General features: G+C 70.9%; 11 protein-coding genes and 2 pseudogenes. 9 read left to right on the top strand and 4 right to left on the bottom strand.

From position 1 onward, the window contains the following. Positions 1-156: 156 nt before the first annotated feature. Positions 157-297 (bottom strand): hypothetical protein, encoded by a 141-nt coding sequence (locus tag EFK10_RS48105; protein WP_164836317.1) that lies wholly within the window; start codon positions 295-297, stop codon positions 157-159. A 57-nt stretch (positions 298-354) separates the two neighbouring features. On the opposite strand from EFK10_RS48105, the gene EFK10_RS38430 reads away from it, so the two are divergent. From EFK10_RS38430 to EFK10_RS53595, 9 genes and pseudogenes are all read left to right on the top strand, one after another. After that, on the top strand, positions 355-1,035 hold the full coding sequence (locus tag EFK10_RS38430; RefSeq protein ID WP_127360292.1) for a DUF998 domain-containing protein: 681 nt from the start codon (positions 355-357) through the stop codon (positions 1,033-1,035). After that, positions 1,035-3,188: a glycosyltransferase gene (locus EFK10_RS38425; protein WP_127360291.1), complete on the top strand. Its 2,154-nt coding sequence runs from the start codon at positions 1,035-1,037 to the stop codon at positions 3,186-3,188. The genes EFK10_RS38430 and EFK10_RS38425 overlap by 1 nt, the downstream gene beginning before the upstream one ends. Next, entirely contained in the window at positions 3,160-3,897 is a 738-nt protein-coding gene (locus EFK10_RS38420; RefSeq protein WP_127360290.1) for a response regulator transcription factor, read from the top strand. The genes EFK10_RS38425 and EFK10_RS38420 overlap by 29 nt, the downstream gene beginning before the upstream one ends. A gap of 20 nt (positions 3,898-3,917) precedes the next feature. After that, positions 3,918-5,006, top strand: a complete 1,089-nt coding sequence (locus tag EFK10_RS38415; protein WP_240677729.1) for a sensor histidine kinase — start codon at positions 3,918-3,920, stop codon at positions 5,004-5,006. Positions 5,007-5,117: 111 nt separating this feature from the next. After that, positions 5,118-5,240, top strand: a complete 123-nt coding sequence (locus tag EFK10_RS52375; RefSeq protein ID WP_265737592.1) for a hypothetical protein — start codon at positions 5,118-5,120, stop codon at positions 5,238-5,240. Then, positions 5,237-5,509: a Rossmann-fold NAD(P)-binding domain-containing protein gene (locus EFK10_RS51345; RefSeq protein ID WP_240677728.1), complete on the top strand. Its 273-nt coding sequence runs from the start codon at positions 5,237-5,239 to the stop codon at positions 5,507-5,509. Before EFK10_RS52375 ends, EFK10_RS51345 begins: the two co-directional genes overlap by 4 nt. Next, a complete protein-coding gene (locus EFK10_RS38405; protein WP_127360289.1) occupies positions 5,506-6,531 on the top strand; it encodes an alcohol dehydrogenase in 1,026 nt (341 codons plus the stop codon). The genes EFK10_RS51345 and EFK10_RS38405 overlap by 4 nt, the downstream gene beginning before the upstream one ends. A gap of 303 nt (positions 6,532-6,834) precedes the next feature. Then, positions 6,835-8,700, top strand: coding sequence for a glycoside hydrolase family 15 protein (locus EFK10_RS38400; protein ID WP_240677740.1), 1,866 nt, complete (start codon positions 6,835-6,837; stop codon positions 8,698-8,700). 18 nt (positions 8,701-8,718) lie between these two features. Beyond that, a pseudogene (locus EFK10_RS53595) lies at positions 8,719-8,895 on the top strand (PP2C family protein-serine/threonine phosphatase); the annotation flags it as partial. A gap of 200 nt (positions 8,896-9,095) precedes the next feature. Here EFK10_RS53595 and EFK10_RS51335 read toward each other — a convergent pair. The 3 genes and pseudogenes from EFK10_RS51335 to EFK10_RS38385 form a co-directional block, all read right to left on the bottom strand. Then, positions 9,096-9,344: pseudogene (locus EFK10_RS51335) on the bottom strand (glutamate-cysteine ligase family protein); the annotation flags it as partial. Positions 9,345-9,423: 79 nt separating this feature from the next. Continuing rightward, complete coding sequence (locus tag EFK10_RS38390; RefSeq protein WP_127360287.1) at positions 9,424-11,886, bottom strand: SpoIIE family protein phosphatase; 2,463 nt, start codon at positions 11,884-11,886, stop codon at positions 9,424-9,426. A 207-nt stretch (positions 11,887-12,093) separates the two neighbouring features. Beyond that, positions 12,094-12,327 (bottom strand): SsgA family sporulation/cell division regulator (locus tag EFK10_RS38385; protein ID WP_127360286.1); only part of this gene is annotated, 234 nt, incomplete at its 5' end.

The following is a 12,327-nucleotide window of genomic DNA, read 5'->3' as shown; positions in this document are numbered from 1 at the left end:
CGGAGCCGGAGGTGGCGCTCAAGAACTGGACTCAGGCGCGAAGCGAAACGCGCAGGCCAGGGTCGACGCATAGCAGTCAACGGGTCCGCAGTGCGAAGGCGGGCCGCCGGCAGAAGACCCTCGACGCGGTGTTGCGGCTGTTCAGCGCGCCGCCGTTCAGAGGGCGTCGACGGCGCTCACCTTCCAGCCGTCCGGCGTGCCTGACCAATCCTGCCGCACCCACCAGCCCCGTCGGGGGAGCTGGTGGGCGCGCGGGTTTCCGGCGACCGGCTCGCGCGGGGAGGAGATCCGCTTCATGGAAGCTTCACACGACGAGTGGTAGGCGCCTTATCCAGCACCCGTTGTGTGGCAGGCATGCACCCTTTTCTCTCACCGCCGACCGCTGCTGGTCACCCTGATACGGAGCAGCTCACGTCGGCGGCCCGGACCGCCCTCGCCGGTTCGGTCGCTCTGGCCGCGATGCTTCACCTGGGGTGGGCCGAGCAGGTGGATCCGGTCGCGCAGACGCTCAGCGACTACGCACTGCACGACGGTGCCGCGAAGCTGTTCACGGCCTGTGTCGGATCCGCCGCAGCAGGGTCTGCGGTGGTGCTCGCCGGTCTGCTGCACAGCCGGCTGCCCGTCGGGACGATCGCGCCGACCGCGTTGGGGGTGGGGTGCGCCGGGCTGTCGCTCTGTGCGCTCTTTCCCACCGACCCGGCGGGCGGCGTCCCGTCCGTGAGCGGACTGGTGCACCGCCATGCGGCGGGGGCTTCGGTGGCCGCGCTGCCCGTCGCCGGTCTCCTGCTGGCCGGCCGGCTGCGCCGCCACCTTCCGGTGAGCGCGCGGGCGCGACGGATACGCCGCCTGTCCTGGGCGAGTTCGGCGGCCGCGCTACTCTTCCTCGGTACGCACGTCAGCGTGACGCGGCCGGTGTCTCCTGCGGCCGTACGGGCCGCCGGGCTGCTCGGGCTGGCGGAGCGGGTGACGCTCGGGCTTGAGGTCGCGTTGCTGTTCGCGATGGCCGACGCGCTGCGCGGTGGCCGGAGCCGGTGATGACCGTACTCGCCATCGCCCTGGCCCTGTTCGACGCTTTCTGTTACACGGTGGGCGCACGGCTCCAGCACCAGGCCACGCACACGGCGTCCGCCGGCCCGGTGCCGGGGAAGCCCGCCACACTGGCGGCGCTCGCCCGGCGACCGCGCTGGGTGGCGGGGCTGGTGCTGCAGGTCTCGGGTGGGGCGTTGCACTTCGTCGCCCTGCAGCTGGCGCCCGTGACAGTCGTGCAGCCGCTGGGCGTGAGCGCCGTCGTGATGAGTGTGCTGTGGGGGCTGTGGGCCCGCCGCGCCCCCCTCGGCCCGGGCACCGGGATCGCTCTGCTGGCGGTGGTCGTCGGCGCCGGAGGGTTCGCGGCGCTCGCCGCACACGTCACCGTGGCCACCTCCGTCACGGCGTCGGCCCAGCTGTGGGCCGGGCTGCTGGTCCTGTCGGCCCTGGTCTGCTGCGTCGTGGTCGCCAGGTTGCTGCCTGGCCCGGGACGGTGCCTGGCCCTGGCCATCGGCGCGGGAAGCGCGTACGGCTGCATGTCGGTACTGGTGCGGGCGGCGGGGGAGGAGTTCACGTCGTCCGGCGTCAGCCTTGTGCTGTGCGGCACGCTCGCCGCTCTGGCGCTCACGGTGCTCGCCGGTTTCCTGCTCGTCCAGAGCGCCCAGGCAGCGGGACCGCCGGAGGTCACGGTCGCCTGTCTGACCCTGGCCGACCCGTTCACCGCCGTCGTGATCGGGATCGGTCTGCTCGGCGAGGCCCCGGGGCTCTCGCCGGTCACCGCCGCCGCTGGACTGGCCTGCTGGGGACTCGCCTTCTCGGGCGTGCTCCACATCACCCGTACCACCCCCTTCCCCCACCTCACCCCGGGCCTTCCGCCCGACAGCCGGCCCTCACCACCGCAGGAGTACGCCATGCAAGGTCCCCCGGACCAACCGCAACGCGTCGTCATCGGCGCCGACACCTACCCGCCGGACGTCAACGGGGCGGCGAACTTCGCCCAGCGGCTCGCCGAGGGACTCCGCGGCCGGGGACACGAGGTCCACATCATCTGCCCCGCGACGGAGGCCGGTCCGGGTACCACCGTGGAGAGGGGGATCACCGTGCACCGGCTGCCTTCCCACCGCACCCCGTTCCACCCCACCTTCCGCGTCAGCCTGCCCTGGCAGACCGCCCGGCCCGCGGCCCGGCTGCTGGAGCGGATCACCCCCGACGTGGTGCACATCCAGTCCCACTTCTCCGTCTGCCGGACGCTGGCCGCCGCCGCGCACCGGCGCCGGATACCCGTGGTGGCCACCAACCACTTCATGCCGGAGAACCTCCTCGGCTTCACCCGGCTTCCCGCCCGGGTCGCCGACGCGGCCTGCCGGTTCGCCTGGCGCGACCTCGTACGCGTCTTCCGCCGCGCCCACGCCGTCACCGCGCCCACCCCCAGGGCAGTGCGGCTGCTGCACGAAAACGGCCTGGACGTCCCGGCCCGTCCGGTGTCGTGCGGCCTGGACCTGGACCGCTTCTCCCAGCCCACCGCGGACGGCGGCGACACGGAACCACGCGTGCTGTTCGTGGGCCGCCTCGACAAGGAGAAGAACGTCCACGAACTCCTGCGCGCCCTGGCACTGCTGGCCGAGCAACGACCCGTCCGGGCCGAGATCGTCGGTGACGGCTCCTGCCGCCCCGCCCTGGAGGCACTGGCACGCGACCTCGGCATCCAGGACCGCGTCACCTTCCACGGCCTGGCCGCCGACCAGGAGGTGCTGGCCGCCTACGCCCGCTGCGACGTCTTCTGCATGCCCGGCACCGCCGAACTGCAGAGCCTGGCCACTATGGAGGCCATGGCGGCCGGCAAGCCCGTCGTCGCGGCCGACGCGATGGCACTGCCGCACCTGGTCCACCCGGGCCGCAACGGCTACCTCTTCCCGCCGGGCGACGTCCGCGCCCTCGCCACCTTCCTCACCACCCTCCTCGACGCCCCCTCCGCCCGCCGGCGGATGGGACAGGCCAGCCGGAAGATCGTCGCCGAGCACGACATCCGCCGTACGCTGTCCACATTCGAGGACCTGTACCTCCAGGCCGCCGGACGCCCTGCGGCCGCCGCCGCCAGCCCACGCGCCACGACTCTGACCGAAGGCGAGCACGATGAGTACGCAGCGCGTTCTGGTCGTTGACGACGAGCCCAAGATCCGGATGACCGTACGCGGCTACCTCGAGGCGGACGGCTTCCAGGTCCTCGAGGCCCCGGACGGACCGTCCGGCCTGCAGGCAGTCACCCGCGACCGGCCGGACCTGGTGGTGCTGGACGTGATGCTGCCGGGGCTCGACGGTTTTCAGGTACTGCGCCGGATCCGGCAGTCCAGCCAGGTCCCCGTGATCATGCTCACCGCCAGGGACGAGGAGGTGGACCGGCTCATCGGCTTCACCACCGGCAGTGACGACTACGTCACCAAACCGTTCAGCCCGCGCGAGCTGGCGCTGCGCGTACGGGCCATCCTGCGGCGCACCGACAGCGCACCGGGAGCGAGCGAGGACGACGGCACGCTGGGCTTCGCCGGCCTGACCATCGATCCGGGCGCGCGGACGGTCCTGGTCGACGGCAATCCGGCGGACCTGTCCGCCCTCGACTTCGACCTGCTGATCGCCATGGCTAGCGCCCCTGGACGGGTCTTCACCCGGCGCGGACTGCTGACCCAGGTGTGGGGCGAGGACTTCTTCGGTGACGAACGAGTCGTGGACGTGCACATCCGTACGCTGCGCCGCGCGCTGCGCGACGACGCCAGCGCGCCCCGGTTCGTGGGCACCGTCCGCACCGTCGGCTACCGTTTCGTCGGCCGTCCCGTCCAGAGCGTCCCCGACCCGGATCCGCAGTACAGGCCGTAGCGGTAGGAAGGACACACCCTATGCGGCCCTTCGGCCCTGCTGCCCCCGGCAGCCGACGCCCCCGGCTGCGTCGGTTCCGCGCCCGCATGTCGCTGCGCAACCGTCTGGTGCTCTCCCATGTCATGGTCCTGCTCGTCGCCTGGGGGTCGATGTCGGCGACCAAAGAGCTGATCAACGGCCCAGGACACCGCCGCGTCGACCCCGACGTGATCGGCTTCTGGATCGGGGCTGCCGCGGCCGTCCTCGCCGCCGTCGCCCTGTCCCGGTTCCTGCTGCGCCCGCTGGACACCGTACGTACGGCAACCCACCGGCTCGCCGAAGGGCGTTACGACGACGTCCTCGACCTGCCCAGCGAGCCGGGCCTTGCCGCGCTGGTCGAGGACGTGAACACCCTGGCGGCGGCACTCGCCGACACCGAGCGCCGCCGCGCCCGGCTGGTCTCCGAGATCGCCCATGAGATGAAGACCCCCATCACCATCCTGCGCGGCCAGATCGAGGGCATGGCCGACGGCATCTTCACGCCGGACGATGCCATGTTCGCCTCCCTCGCCGACGATCTGGACCGGCTGCGGCGACTGGCCGCCGACCTCTCCAGCCTGTCCCGGATCGAGGAGGGAGCCTTCGCCCTCCACCGGAAACCCGCCGACATCGCCGAGCTGGCCCGGGCCACCGCAGAGCGGCTGCGCCCCCAGTACGACGACCTGCGGGTGGCCCTCACCATCGCGGCGGACACCCCGATCATCACCTTCTGCGACCCCGACCGGGTCACCCAGGTCCTGGTGAACCTGCTCGGCAACGCGCTGATCGCGTGTGATCAGGACGGGCACGTAACCATCTCCGTCCACAGCGAGCCCGAGCCGTCACCCCGCATCATCGTCCGCGTCACGGACGACGGCGTCGGCCTCGCCGATAACGACCTGAACCGCATCTTCAGCCGGTTCGAGCGCCTTGAGCATCCGGGGCGGCCCGCCCCGGCCGGCGGCAGCGGCATCGGCCTCACCATCGCCCGGGGCATCGCCCGCGCCCACGGCGGAGACGTCACCGCGTCATCACCGGGACCGGGCAAGGGAGCGACGTTCACCCTCTGGATCCCGATGGCATCGTCCTGAGCGAGCGGTAGGCCGCCACCGGCGGGGGCGGCTGGAATCCCCGCTCGACGTTTACGAGCGCTCACCCGCATCACGTATCTGTCCAACCGGGTCCGGCAGCACGACCGCTTCATGGCGCTGGCCGGCCTCTCACTGGACCGTGCCGCCGTGGCGCTCCTGCGGCAGCTCGCCGACACCGAAGCCCTGCGCCTCGGCGAGCTGGCGGCGTCCGGCCGATGCACGCCGTTTTTGTGAATACGGACCTCAGTGCCTGGACGGGCGCACCGAAGATCAGCGCGGCCAGCGTGGCCGAGCAGACCATGCAAGCCCTGGCCAACGGCTGGGTCGAAGTCCCCGCCGACGAGGACACCAGGCAGGTCAAGGCCGCCCTGTCCCAGCCCCTCACCACCGAACCGACGTCTGATTCCGGGGTCGCCTGGCTGGCCGACGCGCGCGACAGGGCCGGAAATGTTCTGATGGTTCCGGAGACCGTTCCTATCAGCGCCCGGGAGAGGTCGAGATGAGTACGTATCGAGCCGCGCAAGTAGCCGCCGCCGGCGGGCCGTTCGAGATCGTCGAGCGTGAAGAACGCAAGCCTGGCCCCGGCCATGTACGGATTGCCGTAGAGGCCTGCGGGATCTGCCACAGCGACGTCGGATTCGTCGATGCCGTGTTCCCGGGCGTCCGGTTTCCGCTGGTCCCTGGGCATGAGATCGCTGGGCGCATCGACGAGCTCGGCGAGGGAACGCAAAGCCACGGTTGGCGGGTGGGCGACCGGGTGGGAGTGGGCTGGTTCGGCGGAAGTTGTGGCCACTGCACGCCCTGCCGACAGGGCGACTTCATCGTGTGTGTGAACCTGAAGGTCCCCGGATGGACGTACGACGGCGGTTTCGCGGAGACGGTGATCGCCCCGGTGGACGCCCTGGCGCGGATCCCCGACGGGCTGGCGGCGACGGATGCGGGGCCCTTGGGCTGTGCGGGGGTGACCACGTACAACGGGCTGCGGCGCAGCTCCGCACGGCCGGGCGACCTGGTCGCCGTACTCGGCATCGGCGGCCTCGGCCACCTGGCAGTGAAGTACGCGGCCGCGATGGGCTTCGAGACCGTGGCCATCGCCCGCGGAGCCGCCAAGGCCGACTTCGCCAAGCAGCTCGGCGCTCACCACTACATTGACAGCACGGCGGACACCTCCGTCGCAGACGCGCTGCAGTCCCTCGGCGGCGCCAAGGTGGTTCTGGCCACCGCCGCCAACTCCGACGCCATCACGGCGACCGTCGACGGGCTGTCCCACCGTGGCGAGCTGGTGGTCGTCGGTGCGACCCCCGAGCCGATGGAAATCAGCCCGCTCCAGATTCTCCTGCAAGGCAGGATGGTGCGCGGCCACCCGTCCGGCACCGCGCAGGACGTGCAGGACACCATGGCGTTCAGCGCGCTGCACGGGATCCGCCCGATGACCGAGATCATGCCGCTGGACCGGGCCGATGAGGCGTACCGGAAGATGCTCTCCGGCGCCGCCCGCTTCCGCATGGTGCTCACCGCCCGCTGACCCTCTTCGGTCTTGGGCCCGCGTGGCGAACCGGCCCTGGCGGTGCCTCCGGTCCTTCGGGCAGGCACCCTTCCACGGCACCAACGATCAGATGACTGACTCTCGGGCAGCCGGGTGCGGGGCGCGCGGTGCGCCCACCACCAGGACTCGAATGAGCGGCGCGGTCGGTCGCGGAGTACCCGCCCTCTGGTCACCGGGCAGGCTACGCGTCGCGCCCACTCCCAGAGGCCTGCACGTCGACGACTGGTTAGTCTGAAGAGTGGGGTCGGCGCAGGGAGGTCCGGTGTGACCATTGAGACCAAAGTGACCGCTGGGGCGTTCAGCGCTTTCGGCGCATTCGGCGGCGCCGACACGCCCCGCTATCTGCCGGTCGCCGAGCACGGCCTGATCGGCGATCTGCGCAGCGCGGCGCTGGTGGGCACCAACGGCACCATCGACTGGTACTGCTGCCCGCGCTTCGACGCACCCAGCGTCTTCGCCTCAATCCTGGACGCCGAACGGGGTGGGTGCTTCGAGCTTGCCGCGGATGTCCCGACCCGCACAAAGCAGTTCTACTTCCCCGACACCAATGTGCTGATCACCCGCTTCTTCGCGGACGACGGCGTCGGCGAGATTCAGGACTTCATGCCGATTGTCGGCGACTCGCGCGAGGCCGACCGACATCGGCTGATCCGGCGCGTGGTGTGCGTTCGCGGATCGCTGCCGTTCCGCGCCCGGGTGGCCCCCCGCTTCGAGTACGGGGCGCAGCCGCATACGGTGCACGGGCAGCACCTGCAGCACGGCCAGGCGGTCTTCGAGTCGCCCTCGCTCTCCCTCGCGCTGACGTCGAGTGTGCCGATTGAGGTTGCCGGCCCGGACGTGTGGTCGCTATTCAAGCTGCACGAGAGCGAGTCCGCCGTCTTCGCCCTGGACCAGGTCGGCGGCGACGTGGCACCGCGTTTCTGCCCGCTGTCCGAGGCGGAGCAGCAGTTCAACGCCACCGTGCGCTTCTGGCGGCGATGGCTGTCCCGGTCGCGCTACCGCGGTCGCTGGCGGGAGATGGTGCACCGCTCCGCCCTCACCCTGAAGCTGCTCACCTACGCCCCGACCGGCGCCATCATCGCCGCGCCGACCACCAGCCTGCCCGAACAGATCGGCGGCGAGCGCAACTGGGACTACCGCTACGTCTGGATCCGTGACGCCGCGTTCTGTGTCTATGCGCTGCTCAGACTCGGGTTCACCGATGAGGCCGAAGCCTTCATGGGCTTCCTTTCCGAGCGTGTACAACTTGACGCAACCAAGGCGCCCGGCCCCACCGGCCCGCTGCAGATCATGTACGGCATCGACGGACGCCGTGAGTTGCCCGAACGTGAGCTGCCCCATCTCGAGGGCTACCGGGGCTCGGCCCCCGTACGCGTCGGCAATGACGCCGTCAGCCAACTGCAGCTGGATATCTACGGGGCGCTCGTCGACTCCCTCTACCTCTACGACAAGTGGGGGCAGCCCATCTCCAGTGCGCACTGGGACAGCATCAGCGAGCTGGTGGACTGGGTGTGTGACCACTGGGACCAGCCCGACGAGGGGGTCTGGGAGACCCGCGGCGGGCGCAAGAACTTCCTCTACTCGCGACTGATGTGCTGGGTGGCGATCGAACGGGCCATGCGGTTGGCCCAGCATCGCGGGCTGCCCGCCGACGTCGTGCGCTGGGGGCGGTCCCGGGACGCGATCTACCGCCGGATCATGCGCAATGGCTGGTCCGCCGAGCGGCACGCCTTCGTCCAGCACGAGGACAGCAACGTCCTCGACGCGTCCTTGCTGATGATGCCGCTGGCGAAGTTCATCTCGCCCACCGACCCGAAGTGGCTCGCCACGCTGGACGCGCTGGGCGAGGACCTGGTGTCCGACTCGCTGGTCTACCGCTATGACCCGCAGGCCAGCCCGGACGGATTGCGGGGCGAGGAGGGCACGTTCTCGATCTGCTCGTTCTGGTACGTCGAGGCGCTGACCCGCGCCGGCCGCCTGGACGAGGCCCGACTCGCGTTCGAGAAGATGCTCACGTATGCCAACCACCTCGGCCTGTACGCCGAGGAGATCGGCCACACCGGGGAGCAGTGCGGGAACTTCCCACAGGCCTTCACTCACCTGGCCCTGATCAGTGCGGCCTTCGATCTCGACCGCGCGCTCGGCTAGAGTCGCGTCGGGTCAGGCGTGCTGTACGAGGTCCCGCCAACCCTTTGCGATCCACTCCTCGCTCTGGGGGCATGGGGCAGGCATCTACACAGCCAGGGCCGGGTGACCCCGCACGGAGTACGGGCTCTGGTCGGCGACGTCTGCGGCAAGGGGCTGGACGGGGTACAGACGGCGGGGGTGACGCTGGGCTCCTTCCGGGAGGCGGCGTACGACGAGCGCAGCCTGGCCCGGGTCGCGGAGCGGGTGGATGCGAGCACCGTGACCTGGCTCGATCCGCCCGACCCGTGGGTGCCGCTCGGGATGTCCGAGTACGCCGACGGCGCCCCGGTACCGTGCGCACCTCGCCAGAAGGGCGAGTTCGCTGACATGCCGATGAGTACCGGGAGCCAGCACCGCAGCCGGTTCATGGCGGCGAGCCCAGCAGTGCGGTCGGGCACGCCGACGTGCACGTGCATTCCGTTGATCAGATGTTCCTCGACCCAGCGCGGGGCTGCCGCGTGCAGGGCCCGGTATCGCGGCGTGTCAGTCACCGGCACGGGAGCGACGCACGTCAGCGGAGCTGTTCCACAAGCGGCGATACGGCAGCCCGACTTCTCGGCGGCGAGTCCCGCCGCATGGCGCAATCGCAGCAGATGACCTGCCACCTCTTCCAGGCCGTGGCAGATGGGCGTCGCCACCTCCACCTCCACCTCCACCTGCAGCGGTCATGGGGGTTGTTGTACTTCACTGCTGTACCGGGGGTGTGAGTTCCTGTTCGGCCCATACGGTTTTGCCGTCCGGTGTGTAGCGGGTGCCTCGTCGGTGGGACAGCTGGGCGACGAGGAAGAGGCCGCGGCCGCCCTCGTCGGTGGTCCGGGCGTGGCGCAGGCGGGGGAGGCTGTTGCTGGTGTCGGAGACTTCGCAGGTCAGGACCTGGTGCCGGATCAGGCGCAGACGGACGGGGCCGGTGCCGTGGCGGACGGCGTTGGTGACCAGTTCGCTGACGATCAGCTCGGTGGTGGTGGCCAGGTCCTCAAGTCCCCACTTGGTGAGTTGGCGGATGGCCAGGGACCGGGCGGTGCTGACGACGGCCGGGTCGCTGGGCAGGTCCCAGGAGACCACCTGGTCCGGGCTGAGGGTGCGGGTGCGGGCGAGGAGCAGGGTGACGTCATCGGACGGCGCCCGGGTCGGCAGCGTGTCGACCACAGTCGAGCCGAGGTCTTCCAGCGGGAGGCGCGGGTGGGCCAGGACGGTGGCCAGGCAGTGCATCCCGGCGTCGATGTCCTGGTCGCGGGTCTCGACCAGGCCGTCGGTGTAGAAGGCGAGCACGCTTCCCTCGGGTAGTTCCAGCTCGACAGCCTGGAAGGCGAAGGGGGCCAGCCCGAGGCCGAGCGGGGTTCCGGCGGGCAGGTCGGGGAAGGTGACCTGGCCGTGCGGGTCGATGATCGCGGGCGGGGGATGGCCGGCCCGTGCCATCGTGCAGCGCCGGGTGACCGGGTCGTAGACGGCGTACAGGCAGGTGGCACCCACCACCGCGGTGGCAAGGCCCTTCGCGTCGGTGTCCTCCTCGATGAGGCGGATGATCAGGTCGTCCAGGTGGGCCAGCAGTTCGTCGGGGGGCAGGTCCATGTCCGCGAGGGTGCGCACGGCGGTGCGGAGCCTGCCCATGGTCGCCGCGGCGTTGATGCCGTGCCCGACCACGTCGCCGACGACCAGGGCCACCCGTGCCCCGGACAGCGGAATCACGTCGAACCAGTCACCCCCGACGCCGCGGTGGATGTCGGCCGGCAGGTAGCGCGAGGCCACCTCGACCGCGGACCCACCCGACAGGCGCTGTGGGAGCAGGTTGCGCTGCAGGGCAAGGGCCGCGGTGCGCTCGCGCGTGTACCGGTTGGCGTTGTCCAGAGACAGCGCGGCCCGGGAGACGAGTTCCTCCGCGAGGACCAGATCGTCCTGCTCGAAAGGCACCGGGTCCTCGGTGCGGACGAAGACCGCCACGCCCAGCACCGTGCCGCGCGCGTGGATCGGCACGATCATCCATGAGTGGATCCCGGTCGCGTGGAACTTCTGCGCCCGTGCCGGGTCCTGATCGAGCCATGTGCCGGGGGAGGTGTCCAGGACCGGTTCCAGGTAGGACTTCCCGGAGAACAGGACACGGGCGTAGGGCGAGGCCGGCGGGACGAAGACCGCCTCCCCCCGTGCGCACACGGCCTCCGGGGCCCCGGGGTGGATCGATGCCAGGCCCGCGCGGCGGAAGACCGGGATGCGCTCGCCCATCGGCCCCAGCCGGGCCAGGGGCTCCTCGCCGAGCGGGACCGACTCCGCCAGGTCGACGGCGACGAAGTCGGCCAGGAGCGGCACCGCGAGGTCGGCCAGCTCCTGCCCGGTCCGCATGACGTCCAGGGTGCTGCCGATCCGCGTGCTGGCCTCACTCAGGATCGCCAGGCGCTCACGCGCCCGCTCTCTGCCGGTGATGTCCACCCACATGCTGCACACGCCCAGCGGGTGGCCGTCCGCGTCCTCGAGGCGGAAGGAGGAGACCGAGAACGCACTTTCCCTGCGCCGGCCCGCCGGCAGCCATGCCCGGAACTCGAGGTCGATCGCCGGGGTGCCGCTGTTCAGAACCTGCCGCATCACCCTCTCGGCCGCTTCGGCCTCGGCGACGCCCGGCAGTGTCTCCGTCAGCCGGCGCCCCAGCCGCTGTTCACGGGGGATGCCGTCCTGCCGCTCCAGGGTGTCGTTCACCCAGGTGCAGCGCAGGTCCAGGTCGCGGACAATGATCCCGATCGGTGCCTGGGTGAGCAGCGACTCCAGCACCAGTCCGTTCGCCGCCCACGAGGGGACCGCGGCCATGTCGGTCGCCGAGATCAGCCAATGAGCCCTGCCGTCCTGGCCCGACAAGCGGGAGACCCGCAGGCTGACATCGAGCCTGCGGCCGTCGCGGTGGCGCAGCGCCGCAAGACCTGACCAGCCACCCCGGGCACGGCACCGCTCCGCGAACGCCGACGCCCCCGCCACGTCCCCGGCAAAGAGCAGCATGACCGCGGCCGGTCGGCCCACCACCTCCGCAGCCGAGTAGCCGACCAGCCGCTCGGCGGCCTGCGACCACCCGACCACCGCCCCTTCCGCGTCGAGCACGGCTATCGCCGCGCCGGCCGGCCCCACCGACCCCTGCACCGCGTCGGGCACCGACTCAGGGCTGCTCACCACGGCCCTCCCTCCTTCGAGGTGGGTTGCGGACAGCCGGTGGCGCGTCGTTCGCGTCGGTCATGCGGTCGAGCCGATCGGTCGACAGCACGAGGTCAGAGAACATCGTCCGAAGATAACATGATTTATAGACATATAAATTTATGCAGTGATTACTGACAGCACCTCGCTGATACGGAACCGGCAGATCGCAGTCTTGACGGTGCTTCACCGATCCAGCAGTGCGGCGAGCGCGGCGTCGACGTCGAGGTGGTGGACCTCCTGGCCGGCGGGGACGGCTTCGTAGGCGCGGGAGAGGAAGGTGTGGAGGTCGGCCGTGACGAGGTCGATGAGGGCGATGCCTTCTCGCCCGCGCAGTTCGATCATGGTGTGGCCGGGGTCGTAGGGCCAGATGTGGACGTCGCCGTCGCCGGAGGGGGCACGGAGGCCGGCGGTGAGGAG

The sequence above is a fragment of the Streptomyces soli genome (assembly GCF_003999195.1).
GTDB lineage: Bacteria > Actinomycetota > Actinomycetes > Streptomycetales > Streptomycetaceae > Actinacidiphila > Actinacidiphila soli.
Note: the sequence above shows the minus strand (reverse complement) of the source record. Positions and strands in the feature narration are given on the sequence as shown.

Coding starts and splice junctions, on each gene's coding strand:
- EFK10_RS48105 (WP_164836317.1), bottom strand. CDS start 297: ATGAAGCGGATCTCCTCCCCGCGCGAGCCGGTCGCCGGAAACCCGCGC.
- EFK10_RS38430 (WP_127360292.1), top strand. CDS start 355: ATGCACCCTTTTCTCTCACCGCCGACCGCTGCTGGTCACCCTGATACG.
- EFK10_RS38425 (WP_127360291.1), top strand. CDS start 1,035: ATGACCGTACTCGCCATCGCCCTGGCCCTGTTCGACGCTTTCTGTTAC.
- EFK10_RS38420 (WP_127360290.1), top strand. CDS start 3,160: ATGAGTACGCAGCGCGTTCTGGTCGTTGACGACGAGCCCAAGATCCGG.
- EFK10_RS38415 (WP_240677729.1), top strand. CDS start 3,918: ATGCGGCCCTTCGGCCCTGCTGCCCCCGGCAGCCGACGCCCCCGGCTG.
- EFK10_RS52375 (WP_265737592.1), top strand. CDS start 5,118: ATGGCGCTGGCCGGCCTCTCACTGGACCGTGCCGCCGTGGCGCTCCTG.
- EFK10_RS38405 (WP_127360289.1), top strand. CDS start 5,506: ATGAGTACGTATCGAGCCGCGCAAGTAGCCGCCGCCGGCGGGCCGTTC.